We start from the raw sequence: 18764 nt of genomic DNA on the forward strand, positions 1-18764 counted from the left end.
TCCTGTTCCGGTTGATCGGTCGAAGGGGTTTCCGCTTTGCAACTCTGTTTTAACCGTGTTGTGGTGAACTTGATTCCGTAGTTGATGATGGTAAGACTTCCTTTCGTATCAAAGCTTACCCACCTGCGAGACTCAAAAGATGCTGTGCCTGTTCACATTCTCACGACTGGTTCACCTGCCCCGGACGTCCGCCATTCGGTTTCTGGCAGCGCTGATCTTCATGCTGATAAGCCTGTCTTCTGGAGACTGTGTCTGTGTGGTGGGAGAAGAAATCCACCGCTGGGAGTTTCGTGATGGAGTTGGCGGATGGATTCCGAACAACCAGACAGAATTATCGGCACCGGAGGGTTTGCTGAAAGTCTTGTCGAAGGGGAGTGATCCCTTCATGACAGCGGTTCTCAAAGGGCAACCCGGACAGCATCAAATCACTATTCGATCTCAGTTTGAAGGCCAAGCTGATGTGCAGGTGTTCTGGACAACGGAAAAAGAACCAGGAACCAGCGAGAAGAATAGTGTGCGGTCAGAGTTTACCGGGACCAAAGCAGACATGAAGAATTTGAAGCTTTGGTTCACGACGGATTCCCCGGTGACCTCTCTGCGAATTGATCCGATGAGTCGTTCCGGGCAGATGGTGATCGAATCAATCATCCTCACCGATGAGGGTCCACCGACACCGACCGCTACACCGGTTTCAGACATCAAAGTTGCCGATGGGTTTCAGGTCGAGCTGTTGTATTCTGTACCCGGAGGTGAAATGGGCTCGTGGGTCAACATGGCCAGCGACCCGAAAGGTCGCCTGATTGTCAGTGACCAGTACGGAAAGTTGTATCGAGTGACTCCGCCACCTGTCGGAAAAAATGATCGCCCTGTCATCGAATCCATCAATGTCGACATCGGGATGGCGCAGGGATTGGTTTGGGCATTTGACAGCTTGTACGTGATGGTGAATGGAACAGATGCCGACAGACAGGGGCTTTACAGGATCACTGACGCCGATGGTGACGATCAGCTGGACACACTGGACTTTCTTCGCAGGATAGATGGAGGTGGCGAGCATGGCCCACATGCAGTCATTGCCGGTCCAGACGGCAAATCACTTTATGTTTGTGCGGGAAACCACACGCTGCCGACAGAATTCGCCACGTCTCGTGTCCCCCGCAACTGGGGAGAAGATCAATTATTGCCTCGCATGTGGGACGCGGGCGGCCATGCCGTTGGTAAATTGGCGCCGGGTGGATGGATCGCCAAAGTAAGCCCGGATGGTCAGGAATGGGAACTCGTTGCAAGCGGTTTTCGTAATGAATTCGACATCGCGTTCAACACGGACGGTGAATTGTTCACCTACGATGCAGACATGGAATGGGATGTTGGTTTACCGTGGTACCGTCCGACGCGTGTTAACCACGTCACCAGCGGAGCTGAGTTCGGATGGAGATCCGGCACTGGAAAATGGCCCGTCTGGTATCCGGACAGTCTTGGATCTGTGATCGACATCGGGCCAGGTTCACCGACAGGAACCGCATTTGGCACGGGTGCGCAATTTCCCGCAAAATACCAGAAATCACTCTTCATTTCCGACTGGAGTTACGGGGTTATCTACGCAATCCACATGACTCCAACGGGTTCCACCTACACGGCCGAAGCGGAACGGTTCATTTCTGCCGCGCCATTGCCCGTAACAGACATTGTTATCAACCCAACCGATCACGCAATGTACTTCACCATTGGGGGGCGTCGCACACAGTCTGGTCTCTACCGTGTCACCTATACCGGGGCCGATGTTGCGAGCCCGAATACGCAAACGACTACGGTGGAAACATCCCCCGAGTTAAGGACTATCCGGAAACAACTGGAAACACTTCATGTTGGCGCCAGCTCCGATTCAATTGCTGAGGCATTCAAATGGATCGGACACCAGGACCGCCACATCCGCTTTGCTGCCCGTATTGCCATTGAACAGCAGCCTGTAACATCGTGGGCTGACAAAGCGTTGAGCGAATCGACCAACAACGATGCAAAGATTACGTCATTGCTTGCACTTGCCCGGTGTGGAGATGCTGATCTGGAAGTGCCTCTCCTGGAATCGTTGTCGCAGTTGAAGGTCGAATCACTTTCCGCTGACCAGCGACTTGCTGCACTGCGAGTGTTGTCGCTCGCTTTTATTCGGATGGGTCGACCAGACAAGGATGTCGCGACCGACGTTGCGGCTGCTATTGGCCCGATGTATCCATCTGCTGACACACGACTTAACCGCGAACTTTGCGCGATGCTTGTTTACCTCAACGACAAGGATGTTGCAGAGAAGACTCTGAACCTGATGGAATCAGCCACGACGCAGGAAGAGCAAATTCACTATGCAATGTGCCTTCGTGCTCTGCCGTCTGAGCAGTGGACGTTGCAACAAAGAACGCGATACTTCGATTGGTTTGTCACGTCAGCATCACTTCGTGGCGGAAACTCTTTCTCCGGGTTCCTGAAGAACTTTCGAGAAGACGCCATCAAAACGCTCAGCGAGAAAGAACGCATTGCGTTGAAAGAGGTTCTCGACAAGCGACCTGAGTCCACCGAACCGACCGTGGAAGCATCATCGCGTCCTTTTGTTCGGGCCTGGACAGTGGAGGACTTACTTGCTGATGTGGAAGCCGGTCTGAAAGGCAGGAATTTCGAGAACGGTCGCGCAATGTTCACTGCGACCGCCTGTTACAAATGTCATCGCTTCGATGGACGTGGTGGCATCGTTGGCCCGGATTTGACAGCTGTTGGACGACGTTACAATGCTCGCACTATGCTTGAATCTCTTATTGACCCAGGCAAGGTCATCTCCGACCAATACGAAGCGATGACATTTGTTCTCGAAAGTGGTCGGCAGGTTATTGGTCGCGTCGTCAACCTGAACGGCGACAAACTGATGGTCAGTGAAAATATGCTGGATCCCGGGAACCTGACCGTCATCGGACGCAATGAAATAGAAGAGAGCTTTGTTTCAAAGACTTCGATGATGCCGACGGGGCTTTTGAACAATCTATCCAGGGATGAAATCCTTGATCTTGTTGCCTATCTTCAGTCTGGGGGTAATCCGCAGGCTGAGATGTTTGCCAGTGGAACGAAAACGACTTCACCAAAGAAAGCCATATCCATGTTGACTGAGTCTGGGCATACGGTAGACGAACTGGCTACCGTAAAGGCCCGCGTTGAATCAAACGAAGCCGTACTGCTTGATATTCGGGAACAGGATGAATGGGACGCCGGTCATCTTAAGGCTGCGGAGCTGGTGCCGCTGAGCCAACTTGCAACCGGAACGATTCCCGAAGATTTGAGGAAACTGATTCCTGCAGACAGACCTGTCTACATCCACTGCCGGTCTGGTGGACGCGTTCTGAAGTGTGCCTCGATTTTGAAGAACAGCGGGTACGACATTCGCCCGCTAAAAGCTGGATATTCCGCACTTGTCGAGTTCGGGTTCGAGAAAGCGAACTAGGACGGCAGACGCAGGAAGTCGTGTGCCCGTTTTCAGCCCCGGATCACCTCACCTGTCCGTTGAAAAAACGGGACGGCACACAGGACGACTGGAAACCATCGTGTGTTAATGTCTCCTGCTCTAGCCAGTCCCGGTTTTCAACAGGCTGTTAGCGTGGAATCTTTGCAGGCTGTCGTATCCCGTAACGGACGTGAAGTAATTGGCAAAGTGTGACTGAAGTGTTTAGTCGCCACGCACCACTCGGCGGTTCCTGAGTAAGTTCAACAGAGCGACAGATCAATTGAAGCCTGCTGTCATCGATCGCATTCGAGCCGTGTGGCCGTTTTTGATCTGGCTACTGTTGTTCTATTTGCTCTGGACCACTCTTGTGACTGCCCTGAGGGCATGGTCAGTGGTGGCTGGTCACTGGCCGATCTCCTTAACCATGTTGTTTGGCTCCTATGTTGCCGGGGCTACCCCGATGGGAGGCGGCACGGTTGCCTTTCCCGTCCTTGTCCTTGTCTTCGATCATCCCGGTTCGCTCGGCTGCCATTTCGCACTGGCAATTCAGTCTGTGGGGATGGTCTCAGCGAGTATCTACATTCTCAGTACGCGGAAACCCGTTATCTGGCCAGCGCTGAAGCCAACAATGTTTGGATCACTGGTTGGTACTCCCATAGGAACGTACTTCGTCGCCCCAATAATTCCAGACCTTTGGGTAAAGCTGACGTTCGCCGTGGTCTGGGCAGCGTTTGGAATTATGCACCTGATCAAGTTGCGAGAACTTGTGCGGATGCACCGAACAAACGCCATCCCCCCGACATCTTTCAGGACGGTCTTTTTCCTCGTTGGTGTTGCGGGTGGCCTTCTGGCGTCGATTACCGGAGTCGGAATCGACATGATGGTCTATGCCATACTCGTTCTCTACTTCCGAGAAGATCTTAAGACGGCTATTCCAACGTCGGTGATCGTCATGGCATTCACATCGCTTGTCGGCATCGCGACGAACATTGCATTTCACCAACTATACCCGGATCGATTCTCTATTGACCCACTGTTTTTTGAGAATTGGCTGGCTGCGGCGCCCGTAGTTGCCGTTGGAGCACCGTTGGGTGCGTTTGTCGTCAGCCTGATCCCGCGGACGCCAACGCTTGTTTTTGTTTCGATGTTGTGCCTGATTCAGTTCGGTTCGACCATTATCCACGAAAGAGTCACTGGTACTTTGCTGGCATTAACGTTGACAGCACTTGCAGCCATGAACCTGGTGTTTCATCTGCTGTACGTCTCCGGAACACGTATGATGCAGGAAGAACGATAGCAGCCTGTTCGAAATCCGGACTGGCTAGAGCAGAGACCTTAACACACGTCGGTTTCCAGTCGACCTGCGTGCCTGTCGCGGTTTTTCAACGGACAGATAGCCGTGCCGATCTACTACGCCGGACTTAAATCCACAGTGACGGAACTGTGGATGCGCAGAATGATGTCGAGTGTTCCAAATTCTTACTGCAGCTTTTCCACCGTCTCGACGAATGACTTCATTTGTATCGCCAATGCATCCAGCTTAGCCGCGTCGATCAGATTTCCCTGCCCGTCAAAGGCCTGGTGAGCGGCAGACAGCATGAACTGGTCCGGCATCACATGCATCCCGATTGCCTGTAGAATCGATCGAAGGTGCGACAAGCCTCGAATGCCCCCAAGCCCGCTTGGCGTCGCGCTCATGATTGCGGCGACTTTGCCGAGAAACGCCACTTTGGGAGGTTCGTTTCCTTCACGTCGAGATACCCAGTCCAGAGCATTCTTCAGCACAGCACTCAGAGAGCTGTTGTATTCGGGCGATGCGATCAAGATGCCATGATGATTCTGGAACAACTGTTTCAGGCGGCTGGCGTGTTCCGGCATTCCACTGTTCGATTCCAAATCCTCATCAAACAGAGGTAGTGGAAAGTCCCGCAAGTCGATGACCGTGACTTCTGCGCCCGCGGACTCCATTGCATTTGCTGCCAGTTGAGCCAGCTTCTTGTTAAATGAATCGTTCCGAGTACTACCGGCAAAACAAAGAATGCGAGCGACAGGCATTGTGGCGACCTTTTGCGTCCTGAAAGCAGGAGAAATATTTTCTATGGGGCTGAACTCCGCAGGTCTTTCAACCTGACACGGAGTTCGGGAAACTCAGAGCGGGAAACGATGTCAGATCCATTCGACTGAGCTTTGGTGAAAAATATCTGGCTGACGCGTTCCTCCGGATTGTCCTTACAAAGATTTCGTCGTGGCTGACTTTTTCTGTTTCGGATTGGTTAGCGATGGCGACAGTCCCTGATGATTCGAGTATTCTTCGGGCCCTGCATGTTTTCGTCATTCGACAGACTGTGCGACACCTGGATTATGCCGGACCCGCCGCCACTTAAACGTCGCCACCGGGCGAAACCCAACGTCGATCAAACGCTCCGTGACGACATTGACGGTGGCTTGAACCCGTTGTCATCGCCGGAGCAGGCGAATGATACGGTCCCGTACGCAGAACTGCACTGCCGGACCAATTACTCTTTTCTTGAAGGTGCATCCCACGCAGATGAACTGACGGCTCGCGCAGTGGAACTGGGACTAAACTCCATTGCGGTGACTGACCGAAATACACTCGCCGGTGTCGTCAGGGCTCATGTCGCAGCCAAAGAATGCGGGATCAAGTTGCTCGTGGGCGCAGAGATTGTTCCGGACAACGGCCCCTGTCTGGTGCTGCTGGCGATGAATCGTCAGGGATACGGTCATCTCGCACAGCTCATCACTGCCGGCCGCCGCAGAGCCCCAAAGGGCGAATGTCGAATTCGAATGGCCGATGTTCAACAGTACTCAGAAGGAATTCTGTGCTGCGTTCCGCTCAGTATAGAAAGTCGTTTGCGTTATGAACGACGGTACCAGCCCGGCAGCGATATTGACCTGCCCGATGCCAGTCTTCAGGCGGTCAAGTCGATTTTTGCGGATCGTTGCTATGCAATGGCTGAACTGCACATGGGCCCAAACGACTCCAGTCGGCTTGATCGATGGATTGAGCAGTGCCAACGACTGAATGTGCCTTTAGTCGCTTCTAATGATGTCCATTATCATATTCCTCGCAGACGCGCACTGCATGATGTTGTGACCAGCATTCGCCTGAACACTCCGCTGCAGAATCTTGGGCATGAGGTGTTCCCTAACGGAGAACGCTGTCTGAAGACACCGCGCGAAATGCTGCGACTGATGCAAGGACGGCACGAACTACTGCGTAGGACAGTCGAAGTTGCGGATCGCTGCCAGTTTTCACTGGACGAATTGCGATATGAATATCCTGAGGAACTTGTTCCCACCGGAACGACGCCCATTCAGCACCTGACCAATCTGACTTGGCGCGGCGCAAGACTGCGCTATCCAGACGGCGTTCCCGGTAAAGTCCGTGATCTGATCATTCACGAACTCACGCTGATTCAGGAGCTTCAGTACGAAGCCTATTTCCTGACGGTGTACGATCTGGTCAGGTTCGCCCGTGAACGCGGAATCTTATGTCAGGGGCGAGGTTCAGCCGCCAATTCGGTTGTGTGCTTCTGTATTGGCGTCACTTCGGTGGATCCGTCACGTATTGATGTTCTGTTCGAAAGATTCATCAGCAGGGAACGGAATGAAGCGCCGGATATCGATGTCGATTTCGAACACGAACGTCGTGAGGAGGTACTTCAGTATCTGTTTGAACGGTACGGACGAGATCGCGCCGGCATGACCGCTGCGGTGATAACATATCGCCCTCGTTCCGCAATTCGAGACGTTGGTAAAGCGTTGAGTCTGTCGAATGATCGTATCGATAAGCTCGCCAGTCAGATGGAGCACGTCGATCGAGCCGAAAACATGCCCGATCGCATGCGGGAAGGCGGAATCGATCCTGAGTCGCAGCTTGGCCGCCGAATGCTGGAGCTTGTGACATCACTTCTGAGCTTTCCTCGCCATCTGTCTCAGCATTCCGGTGGTATGGTGATGTCGCGTGGCCCGCTTGACGAACTGGTCCCGATCGAGAATGCCGCCATGCCCGGGCGTACAGTCATCCAGTGGGATAAGGACGATCTGGATGCATTGGGGCTGTTGAAGGTTGATGTACTTAGCCTGGGAATGCTGAGCTGCATTCGCCGTGCATTTGATATGGTCAAACTCTATCACGGAAGGCAGTTAACCCTGGCCGATGTGCCATCGGAAGACCCTGCTGTTTACGACATGATCTGTGAGGCGGATACCATTGGTGTCTTTCAGATCGAAAGCCGTGCGCAGATGAGCATGCTTCCACGACTGCGGCCCCGCTGTTTTTACGACCTGGTGATTGAAGTTGCCATCGTACGCCCCGGTCCGATCCAGGGGGACATGGTGCATCCTTACCTGCGCCGGCGAGCGGGTGAAGAGCCCGTGGAATATCCGAATGCTGAAGTTCGGTCCGTTCTGCACAAGACACTCGGCGTCCCTATTTTTCAGGAACAGGCCATGCGACTGGCCATTGTCGCCGCCGGATTCACTCCCGGTGAAGCCGATCAGCTGCGAAAGGCTATGGGGGCATGGCGAAAGACCGGCGTGATCCAGAAGTTCCACGACAAGTTGATCGCGGGAATGGCCGCCAAAGGATACGACGAAGACTTTGCTGAACGTGTTTTCAAACAGATCAGCGGATTTGGGGAGTATGGATTCCCGGAATCACATGCGGCAAGTTTCGCCCTGCTGGTCTATGTCTCTGCCTGGCTGAAGCGCTACCATCCCGCCGTCTTTTGTGCGTCCCTTATCAATAGTCAGCCCATGGGATTCTACGCGCCGGCGCAATTGATTCGGGATGCTCGCGATCATGGAGTTCGGGTCTTACCGATCGATGTAAATCACAGTCACTGGGATTGCACCATGGAACTCTGCGAAGGATCGGTTGAGCAGCGAGAGTCTTCCCGCAGAACAAACCATCTGGATGAGCGTTTCGCTTTACGACTGGGTTTCCGCTTGCTGCACGGATTGCCTGAAGACCAGGCGCAGGCCATCGAAATGGAGCGTCAGCAGCGGGGAATCTTCAGATCCTTCGACGAATTTGCCCGAAGATCTCGACTGAGTCGGCACACGCTGCAGTTACTGTCCCGTGCTGATGCGCTGGCGTCACTGAAGATCAATCGACGCGATGCGTTCTGGAAAGCGTTGCCAGCGCAGGAACAGTTGCCGCTGTTTCGGAAATCCGATCAGCCTGTTGCGGACGAACCGGTGCCCGAGTTGCCTGAAATGACGGCTCAGGAAGAAGTCGTTGCTGACTATACCTCCGCCGGTCTTTCTCTGCGGAAACACCCGGTCGCCTTCCTGAGAGAACAGCTGACAACCCTGCGTGCAGTGACCGCCGAACAGCTGTCTGTCCTGCAACCTGATCGAAGAGTCAAGGTGGCCGGCCTGGTGTTGATGCGTCAACGCCCCTCAACAGCTGCTGGCATCACTTTCGTGACCCTGGAAGATGAAACAGGTGTTGCAAATCTGGTGGTCTACCCGAGTGTCTGGCAACATTTTCGGCAGACCGCTCGATTCGCCAGCGTCATGATGGCAAGTGGCCGGCTGCAGCGAGAAGGCGATGTAATCCACGTTGTTTGCGATCGACTGGAAGACGTCTCCGAAATGCTAAACAGACTTGAGTCAAAATCGCGGGACTTCCGATAGCCTAACCGAGAAGCATCCCTGCGTAACCCACCACCCGAGATTGGTCGCCCGTCACTTCAGCACTTGTGGCATATCCGGTCCGATGGGCTGTTTCGAGCAGACCTGCTGTCCGAAGAGCCTCCATTACAATGACCGCCGGAAGAACTCCGCACATACTAATCCGGTGATCACGAACCGTCTGATAAAGCACCACGGGATCAAGTGACTCCATCGCCGTCAGGGCTATCTCATCTAGTTCTCGATTGCGCTGATCTGATGCAAAATGATTCATGTCGCTCGAGATGATTAACAATGGAGGGGGCGAGGACTGCTGCAGTAGCTGACCGAGTTGCCGTCCAGCAGTTAGGCATGCTTCCAGTGAGAGACGCCCAACAGTGATACCCACCACTTTGCATTTGGGGGCGATATGCTGGATCAATGGCAACTCCAGTTCGATACTGTGTTCGCGTGCATGCGCTGCGGCGTCGGGCCGTAAACCATCAACACGCGACAAGAGCAGACTGGATGTTTGAGTGTCTGAATCCATCGTTCCTGTTGGCAGATTCCATGTCTCCCAGGGCGCCAGTGCAAAATCGCAACCCTCCGGCGTATGGCGAGGTCCGATGATGATGGCGGTATCCGGAATGTCCAATAACTTGAATGCGCCTGCTGCAATGTGTCCGGAGTACCGCAATCCCGCATGCGGAACCATAACTGCAGGCCAGTTGCGGCGACCGTTTGTGGTACAGGGGGGCGTGGGCGCTCGATGAAAGCAGTCCGAAACCAGATCCCGCAGCTCTGCCGCTGCTGCTGGATAAAATGTTCCGGCAACTGCAGGTTTGCGAACGCCTGAAAATCTGCCTGCGGTGGAGAATGAAAGTTTTTGCATCGCCGGACACGTGGCCTGGCAGGTAAACGTGTGGAGACTTGCATCCGGAGGTAAAGCGTCGGCAGCTTGTGTAAATACACTCGTCCACAGATCCTGACCTGTCATTGCGCTGTCAAACAACCAGGCATTGACACCGGGTGCGGAAACCGCAAGTCCCATTTCACCTGGCCGGAAATTTGCAAATGAAGGTTTCGCCACACTCCCCGCGGGCAACGGAGAATGGAAAACAGCGAGGTCCGTCTGTAACTGGTTCAGCGTCGCGGATTCTCGTCCGTGTTTTCTGCACCAGTCAGCCGCACTCTGGCAGATTTGCATCAGCGTTGACTGAAATGGAATCTCACCCTTTAGATACAAACGCGAAAACAGTATGGATTCCGACGTTCCTTTGAAGGTCAGTTGCATGGCAAGACCGCTGACTGGACCATCGTCGCACCCTGCCGGGAGCATGCAGGCTGGAACAGCCCCCCGGATGAGTGCGAGAACATTCGATCGCGAGAACTGATTCAGTCGTTGAATCTGATCTCGGGTTACGGTGAAACGGGAAGGTGTCTGATTCACGCGAACAGACTGAATCAGTGTGTGATCGAAGCTGCCCTCAATCATGCGGCCTTCAAATCGTTCGAGGGCTGCTTTGGGATCCTTCCATGCATTGGCCGGCATGCCGGCTTTTCGGCAGACCTGCACTAAGAATGTGATTGCGTCCCAACCCTGTTCAACAGGCACACTGGGCAGTAGAAGTCCGGCCTGGGAACCAAGCTGAATTCTGAGCCCATGTCTTCCGACTTCGACTCCAGCCAACCGGTCTTCAACACTTTCAGGCATCGTTTCGAAATTGAACAGCAGGGTGACATCCAGTGTCAGCCCCGAAAGCTCAGGGAATGAAACCGGCCGAAACCGGGGGTCCGACGTCGCAGTTCGCGTTGCTGACTCGCGGAGTGCCGTCAATAGCGGCATAGGCTGACCCAGCCTGCCGATGCATCCACGTAGTTGTCCCGCCTTCTTTAGTGTCACAAAGACGCCCATCACTGTGGTATTCGCAGCGTTTGCCAGCGTCTCGTCTGTCAGCAATGCAGGTGTGCCCTGAACTGCGGCCAAAACCAATTCGCATGCGGAGCGATGGATCACGTCTTCCTGCAGTTTGGAGATCCGCGGCTTTTCCTTCACACTGTTTGCCATCTGAGACTCTTTGAGATTCTGAAGCTGACTAATTCGAATTGGCTGACGTTTTCGACCCCATACTCCGGGCTTTGCCTCGAAGACACCGGGAATACGGTATCCACAATTGGAGCACTGATTCTCTTTCAGTGCCCATGCTCCAAGTTCGTACCAGTCTCGTTCGATTAACAGATGTTTGCACTGGGGGCACCACGTGCTTTGGTTTTGCTTATCGTTGACGTTTCCAACGTAGACAAATTTGATACCTGTTGAGAGGGCGATCTGTTTTGCTTTCAGTAATGTTTCATGCGGAGTCCTTTCACGATCGTTCATGCGAAAATCGGGGTGAAAGGCTGAAAAGTGAACTGGCACCTCATCGCCCACACAACTGAGAATCCAGTCGCACATTCGCTGCAGGTCGTCTGCAGAATCATTGGCTTTCGGGATTATCAGGTTTGTGATTTCGAACCAGACATCGCTTTCATTTTTCAGCCAGGCAAGCGTTTCCAGGACCGGCTTCAAATGTGAGTAGGTGATGTGATGGTAGAACTCCTCTGTGATTGCCTTGAGATCGACGTTGGCTGCATTCATAGGATGAAAAAACTCAGCCCTCGCATCCGGATGAATATACCCGGCAGTGACAGCGACGGCCTGAATGCCAGCAGCCCGGCATGCGTTGGCGGTGTCGATCGCATACTCGGCCCAGACAATGGGATCGTTGTAGGTGAATGCGACACTGCGGCAACCTGTCTGAAGAGCTGCCTGAACAATCTGCTCGGGCATTGCGACTTCGCTGAGTCTTTCGACTTCCCGAGATTTGGAGATATCCCAATTCTGGCAGAACTGACAGCCCAGATTGCATCCCGCCGTGCCGAATGACAGGACTGGCGTTCCCGGCAGGAAATGATTCAACGGTTTTTTTTCGATGGGATCGATGCAGAACCCCGTGCTCCGTCCGTAGGTTGTCAGCTGCATTTGACCGTCAATATTCTGACGTACAAAACAAAAACCTCGATCGTCCGGTTTCAGGCTGCATTCACGCGGACAGAGATCGCAGATGATGCGTTCGGAGTCAGGCAGGGAATGCCACCACTTTGCCTGCGTTGGTGTGTGAGCTTGCGGATGTCGCTCGAATCGATGATTGCTCACAGGCGTCCTCCTGATTGGCCATGGCAGCAGGAAATGGCGACATGGTGTCGGCAGAGATTCCACAAGATGTTCAAGAATACAGGCTCATGGGCGTGTAATACCGACGCCAGAGTTTTGTCTGTCATCTTAAATGGACAGTATTCGTTTTGAGCACGCCGTATTCGTTATCAGGAAATGTACCTATGATAGTTCGACGCCGGCAATACGATGCACTGCAATCCACTCGTCTTCTGTCACCGGAGTAATCGAAAGTCGGGACCCTTTCGACATGACTTTCATGCCGGACGTATCGGGATCGTCGGCCAGTTGCTGGCGACTCACCGGGGATTCAAAGACTTTCACCAGTCGAATGTCGACCATAAACCAGATTGGATTCTCTCTGGTCGATTTGGGATCGTAATACTTGTGCTCGGGATCCTGCGCAAAATGATCTGCATAGCCAGCTTTGACGACTTCTGCTGTCCCTGCGATCACCATTGGGTCAACTCTGCTGTGATAGAACAAAACGCCATCACCTTTTTGCACGTCGTCACGCAGCATATTACGGACCTGATAGTTACGGACACCTTCCCACGACGTTCGTTTCCCTTTTGCGTTGTTAAGGTCCTGAATTGAAAATACGTCGGGTTCAGATTTAAACAGCCAATAGCGTCGCATGTTGTCCCTCAGGCCAGTTCTAATCTGGCGGTTTCATTCCCGTTAAACCTCTTGCAAACAACGAGTTGCTTCATGAGTACCATGGAATGCCTCTTGAAAATGGCGGATCTCAACAACATCCTCAGGGTTGCACCATTGTTTGATGAGTATCGGCAATGGTACGGAATGTCGGCCGATTTGTCCGGCGCCCGGAGCTTTCTGATGCAGAGAACTCAGGCATCGGAATCTGTGGTTCTTTTTGCCGAAACAGATGATGTGGTCGTTGGCTTTGTGCAACTCTACCCATTGTTCTCTTCGATAAGCCTGGAATCCATCTGGGTACTAAACGACCTTTTTGTTGCGGTGGATTTCAGAGGGAAGGGAATCGGGACAATGCTGTTGAACGCTGCAACAGAATTCGCGAGAGAGACGGGGGCGATAAGGATGGAGCTTGAGACAGCATCAACCAATCAGACGGCGCAGCGATTCTATGAAGCTCACGGATGGCAGAAGGAAACCGAAATGCTGGCATACCGGCTGACGCTTCAGGAGTCCGAAGAACGGACCCGTTGATGACCGGTTGGCATCGTGAGACGCGGAGTGGGATTCGTCACCGCGATGGCTGAGCGGCCAGTACTCTCCGGTACCGGCCACAACCGAGGCTGTGAAGCAAACTGGCTGCAACAGGCATCCGTTTGCGAATGATCGCATCGCAATCAACAAGACCAACAGTTCCTGACCGGAAACCGCCCGGCACACGGATCGTCCGTGTTACCGGGCATATGGTGCTTTGTGAAGTCTTAGTGACCGCTGGCTACGTACGCATCAAACACACGCACCTGCTTCCACGTTTCTTTGTTCTGCGCTATGAATTGTAGGTGCGATTCAGATACCTGATAGGCGTCGTGAGATTCTTTCGTGTCAAAAACAACATGCAGTGCGACGTTAAAATTCTGGTCATTCACCGGGCGATCAAATTCGGGGGCCAGTGTTCCTGCGGCGTAGAAGACGATGCCGGCATGTGGTTTCAGGAACTTGTGACAGTCTTCGACCAGCTTCCTGCAGGCATCTTCAGAAGCGTCATTCAAAGTGAAATACACCATGTGTGAAAGCATGAATCGTTGGTCCATGTTGAAGGAAAAGGTGGTATCAGTTCTGGATTTTATACGCGGTGTAACTCGCCGAAACTTTCGGCTTTGTTCGCACTTCGCACCTGGTCTGTGCGGGTTTTGCTGTCGCCAGGTTCAGAGTTCTACTCCGACGCACGGCTAGAACTGCTGACGGCCGCGAAGTGCGTCAGCCAGCATTTCTCGATTTGCAAATTCGAGGACACTGCCCGATGCGATCCCCCTGGCAAGCCGGGTAATTCGAACGTTGTCGTTCTGGAGGATGTTGGTAATGAAAAGTGCCGTTCCATCGCCCTCCAGAGTCGGGTTCGTAGCCATTACGAGCTCCGTGACTCCCTGCTTGCGGACGCGTTGCACAAGCTGGTGAATGGTGAGGTCTTCGGGAGAAACGCCCTCAAGTGGAGCAATGCGGCCGCCAAGAACATGGTAAAGGCCGTTGAATGCGCCAGAGGATTCCAGCGCCACGACATCTTTCGGCTGTTCGACAACGCAGACCACATGTCGATCTCGCCGCGGGTCAGAACAGATGCGGCAGGTTTCTGTTTCCGTCAGGTTGAAGCAGGTTGAGCAGCGTTTCACATGCTGTTTCACATCGCGAATGGCATCCGCGAGACCATTCGCCTCCTCCAGAGTTGCGGAAAGAATGTGATTGGCAAGCCGTTCTGCAGATTTCCGGCCGATCCCGGGGAGTTTTCCAAATTCCTCGATGAGTCGCGCGACACTGGGGCCATAGGGATGGTCCTGGTTTTCAAATCGTCCGGCCATCTATTGTTCACCCATCCCGAATTTAGCGAGCGCATCCTGCAGACCGGGAACATCCATGCTGCTGGTAATGGAGGCCATCTGTTCTGCGGAAGCTGCTTTCGCCTTCTGCAATGCCTGATTGATTGCTGCTGTCGTCAGATCTTCAAGCATCTCTCGGTCCGGCGGTTCAAGCAGCGAAGGATCGATGGCTATGTTCAAAATTCGCATATCGCCCGAGGCCGTGGCTTTGACCATCCCCCCCCCAGCGCTGCCTTCGACCTTTAAAGCGGCAATGGCTTCTTTCACGCCAGCCATTCGCTCCTGCATTTCGCGGGCCTGCTGAAGCATCCCTGTCAGATTTCCTAATCCTTTGAACATCGTGTGGTTTCTCCGTCGAAAATTCCCTGGGTAAGCGGAGCGATGATAGGCCGTTGGTACAGTTTTGCAACCAGGCAACTCGGTTTGCCCAGCCCATTGATCGGTTCCTGTCGCCGATGTCTGATAGTCTGATGTGATACGAGGCGTGCGTCTCGGTTAGGATTCTTCCGGGGTATGCGTTCGGGTGTTTGGAGCTGGCATGACTCGAACCACCGTTGCTCCAAATGTATCCATCACATGCCGGACAAAATTGTCTTTTCCCGGATCGACATCATTCAGCAAGTTTACGGAAGGTTTGGGAGAAGAAGGTTTCGGCGCAGACGGCCGTTTCTGAGGATCTGATCTGCTTCCCTGTTGTTCTTCTTTCTCTGAAGCCTTCGTGGCAGAATTCTCTGTTTTCTTCGCCTCATTGGTGGGTTTGAACGCTTCCGGCGCCGGTGGTGACAACTTTGTTTCTGCAGAGACTGGTGGCGTATCCAGCGAAATCACACGCAGCTCTACCTTTCGCCCAGTGACCTGGGCCACCAGTTCTTCAATTCGCGATTTATTCTCGGAGGATTCGAGTGAAGCCTTTGCGGCTTCGTAAGCTTTGTCGAGTCTGACTTCCAGTACGGTCGCTCCGGTCGCTGTCTCAGGACCAATCGCAAGCCCGGAGGCCTGACGCAAACCCGCAGCGACAACAATTCCAAGTCGGCTGGTCAAAAGCTTCTGCAATTGCGTCAGGCTGGCAGATTCCAGTGGTAGTTCCACGGTTGAAAGCTGAATGTCCTGCCGTGATTCCTCGGACAACCTCTCCTTTGCGTCTAACGAGTCTGACTCTTTCGCGGATGGCCCACCCGGGGGCAGGGCATCCGTCTCTGAGGGCGATTCCGCATACGGTTGGGATGGTTGAACGTGGACGGATGGCGAGTTGACCGTATTTTGGTGATCAACTTCCACTAATTCATCGTTTTTTTTTTCCGCAGTCTTTCCTTCCACGGTCACGCTGGAGGAACTTGCGACCGCATCAGAAAGGTCCGGAATGGCGGGGAGTTTTCCGGAAAGCAGATCACTGATGGCCGAAAGGTTCTCGAGGAGGCTCACATGAATCAATGACATCTCAAGGATCGTACGCGCGAACGTACTGCGAAACATTTGGTTACGCGCATCTGCGAGAACCTGAAACGCCGCCATAATGGAGTGCATGCCAAGTCGCTGCGCCTGCCCCATCAGTTGATCGCGGAATCGGCTGGAGACGGAAGATAGCGGTACTTGACTTCCACCAGCCTGCAGGACCATCAGGTCGCGTACATACGCGATACACTGATCCATCAATTCACTGGCCTGAACGCCGCCACGTAATGAATCGTCGAGCAGTGAAAGGACTTCCCCCGGGCGATGTTCCACGGTTGCGGCGAAGAGCTCGACCAGTCTTTCGTCCCCCGCTGTCCCGAGCATACGGTGAACGTCCTCTGCAGAGACCGTACCGTCGCTAAAGGCCAGCAATTGATCGAACAAAGACTGACTGTCTCGCATGGATCCGCGCGCTCGGCGGGCGACAAGCTCCAGGGCATCCTCCGTGACCTCGAAACCTTCGGCCTTTGCAATCTCATTCAGCCTTTGAGCGATAGACGTTTCACCAATCGCTGAGAAGTCAAATCGCTGACAGCGAGAGAGGATGGTGTCCGGAACTTTGTTCGGCTCGGTTGTACAAAACACGAATTTCACATTGGGCGGCGGCTCTTCGAGTGTTTTCAGCAGAGCGTTGAACGCTTCGCGCGTCAGCATGTGAACTTCGTCGATAATATAAACCTTGAACTGAGTTCGCATGGAACGAACGCCAACATTGGCTCGCAGTGATCGAATATCATCAATCCCGCGGTTCGACGCGCCGTCAATTTCGAGGACATCGACGTCATTGCCGGCAGAAATGCCCTCGCAGATTTCGCAGTGATTACAGGGAACGCCGTCCTTTACGGAGGGGCAGTTCAAAGCCTTGGCAAGAATGCGGGCCGTTGACGTCTTACCGACCCCTCGAGCTCCCGTGAAGAGATAGGCATGCGCGACACGCCCGGCGCGAATTGCGTTTCTTAACGCACGAGAAACGTGTTCCTGCCCGATAACATCGTCGAACGCCTGAGGGCGAAACCGGCGGGCCAGAACGGTGTAATGAGCACCTGCAACGGAAGATGTAGGAATGTCTGAATGATCAGCCATGAATCGTGTTACCGCCTGGTGAACCAGGATTCGTGCTTTGTACTTGGGACAGGGGCGATGATTTTCAACGAGCTGACAATCATCAGGAGAGGCATTGTGACTGATTTTGCTCCGCTTCTCCACTGATTCGGAGATGTCGCGTAATTCGTTGCCGCGGAGTTGATCTGACGTCCCCAGGTTCTGCACAGGCTGTTCGAATTCAGTGGCAAACAGATTTGGGCCTTTGATCAGCCCAGCCGTCGCTATCCTGCTCTGGCCAAATCCGGCTCAGTCAGTGTTCGGTTGAGCCGAACTGCCGTTTTCCTCGTTGCCTGGTCGGCGTCGACGTGGGCGGCGGTTCCGACGGCGACGTTTCGCATCGCCACCTTCGCGTGGTGAATCGTTGCTCGATTCCTGTTGGACGACTGCGTCCGGCGCAACAGCATCTCCTGGTCCTGTATCCGTTGGACGCCGAGTTTTTCCACGTCGCGGGCGGGATCGCCTTGGCTTCCCGGGCTTCGTAGTTTCGTTCTCGCTCGCTTCGCCCGATTCTTTGCTTTCCGGAGGTGAGTCCGCCAAGGGGCGGTGGGCCGCCGTTGGTGGATCGATATTTCGTTCGTTGCGAGGGCGACGACGACGACGTGGCCGGGGGGCCCCAGTATCACCGACTGGTGATGTTCCGTCGTCTTTTTTCTGGGAAGACTTCCTCAGGCCGGAGGTGGCAGACGTCGTTCCTGAAACTGCAGCCCTCAACTCACCGGCATCCCTTTGATTCTCGGGCTGTTTCGATTCAGAGTCGATCCCGCCAGCCCCGTTGGGCTCCAGAATGTCCGCCCCGAAATCGTCCGCATCATCATTCGGTGCAGTGGTGTCATCACCGAGATCGGCAGGTAACAGTCCTGACGGATAGTTCCTTCGCGCAGGCTTAACGGTGTTTTCAATTCGTTCCGCAATCGCCGCCAGGACGGCGGCCGTGGCTTCTTCGAGTCCGTCGGGTCCGTCGTCTTCAACATCCAGTGACGGGTCGTCGTCTGCAAAGGCAGAAAGGTCAAATTCCTGAAGCGGCATCGGAATCTGCAGGCGCATAAAGTATGGTGGTTCCCTGCAGGAACACAGGCGTGAAGTGACGGCCCCGGATGTCGGTACCGATTTGCCACAGCCGGGACAAATCCAGATGCGCTGGGCACGCATGTCGTACTGAAACGATGGACCTTTAATGACTTTTCTCCAGCAGGAAACTGAGTTCTGATTCCGGAAGTATCGCATCCAACCTGAATTTGACAACGCATCGTCACCCATTGAGTCCCGAAATGGCGTCGCATTAACCATCATGCAGGAACCCGGGAAATTTCGCGTCCGGAGTTTCGCCAGAGTGACTCGGTTCAACAAT

12 protein-coding genes are annotated in these 18764 nt (G+C 53.8%); 4 read left to right on the forward strand and 8 right to left on the reverse strand.

Going from position 1 to position 18764, the window contains the following annotated elements:
* The first annotated feature begins 139 nt into the window (after positions 1-139).
* Both R3C20_07175 and R3C20_07180 read left to right on the forward strand, forming a co-directional pair.
* Positions 140-3478 (forward strand): rhodanese-like domain-containing protein, encoded by a 3339-nt coding sequence (locus R3C20_07175; GenBank protein MEZ6040270.1) that lies wholly within the window; start codon positions 140-142, stop codon positions 3476-3478.
* Between the two features lie 280 nt (positions 3479-3758).
* Entirely contained in the window at positions 3759-4775 is a 1017-nt protein-coding gene (locus R3C20_07180; protein MEZ6040271.1) for a sulfite exporter TauE/SafE family protein, read from the forward strand.
* A gap of 182 nt (positions 4776-4957) precedes the next feature.
* On the opposite strand, the gene R3C20_07185 is transcribed toward R3C20_07180, so the two are convergent.
* On the reverse strand, positions 4958-5533 hold the full coding sequence (locus R3C20_07185) for an NAD(P)H-dependent oxidoreductase (protein MEZ6040272.1): 576 nt from the start codon (positions 5531-5533) through the stop codon (positions 4958-4960).
* A gap of 240 nt (positions 5534-5773) precedes the next feature.
* On the opposite strand from R3C20_07185, the gene R3C20_07190 reads away from it, so the two are divergent.
* Positions 5774-9142, forward strand: a complete 3369-nt coding sequence (locus R3C20_07190) for an error-prone DNA polymerase (protein MEZ6040273.1) — start codon at positions 5774-5776, stop codon at positions 9140-9142.
* 1 nt (position 9143) lies between these two features.
* Here the strand turns inward: R3C20_07190 and amrS are convergent, their stop codons facing one another.
* Positions 9144-12314, reverse strand: a complete 3171-nt coding sequence (amrS, locus tag R3C20_07195; GenBank protein MEZ6040274.1) for an AmmeMemoRadiSam system radical SAM enzyme — start codon at positions 12312-12314, stop codon at positions 9144-9146.
* Positions 12315-12494: 180 nt separating this feature from the next.
* A complete protein-coding gene (locus R3C20_07200) occupies positions 12495-12971 on the reverse strand; it encodes an EVE domain-containing protein (GenBank protein ID MEZ6040275.1) in 477 nt (158 codons plus the stop codon).
* A 72-nt stretch (positions 12972-13043) separates the two neighbouring features.
* Between R3C20_07200 and R3C20_07205 the strand changes: the two genes are divergently transcribed.
* A complete protein-coding gene (locus R3C20_07205) occupies positions 13044-13523 on the forward strand; it encodes a GNAT family N-acetyltransferase (GenBank protein MEZ6040276.1) in 480 nt (159 codons plus the stop codon).
* Positions 13524-13750: 227 nt separating this feature from the next.
* On the opposite strand, the gene R3C20_07210 is transcribed toward R3C20_07205, so the two are convergent.
* The 5 genes from R3C20_07210 to R3C20_07230 all read right to left on the reverse strand — a co-directional run bounded on the left by R3C20_07210 (position 13751) and on the right by R3C20_07230 (position 18760).
* Entirely contained in the window at positions 13751-14065 is a 315-nt protein-coding gene (locus R3C20_07210) for a Dabb family protein (protein ID MEZ6040277.1), read from the reverse strand.
* 153 nt (positions 14066-14218) lie between these two features.
* Positions 14219-14842, reverse strand: a complete 624-nt coding sequence (recR, locus tag R3C20_07215) for a recombination mediator RecR (protein ID MEZ6040278.1) — start codon at positions 14840-14842, stop codon at positions 14219-14221.
* Complete coding sequence (locus R3C20_07220) at positions 14843-15199, reverse strand: YbaB/EbfC family nucleoid-associated protein (protein ID MEZ6040279.1); 357 nt, start codon at positions 15197-15199, stop codon at positions 14843-14845.
* Between the two features lie 156 nt (positions 15200-15355).
* Positions 15356-17395: a DNA polymerase III subunit gamma/tau gene (gene dnaX / locus R3C20_07225; GenBank protein MEZ6040280.1), complete on the reverse strand. Its 2040-nt coding sequence runs from the start codon at positions 17393-17395 to the stop codon at positions 15356-15358.
* A 267-nt stretch (positions 17396-17662) separates the two neighbouring features.
* Positions 17663-18760, reverse strand: coding sequence for a hypothetical protein (locus tag R3C20_07230; GenBank protein MEZ6040281.1), 1098 nt, complete (start codon positions 18758-18760; stop codon positions 17663-17665).
* Positions 18761-18764: the final 4 nt, after the last annotated feature.

The sequence above is a fragment of the Planctomycetaceae bacterium genome, assembly GCA_041398825.1.
GTDB lineage: Bacteria > Planctomycetota > Planctomycetia > Planctomycetales > Planctomycetaceae > F1-80-MAGs062.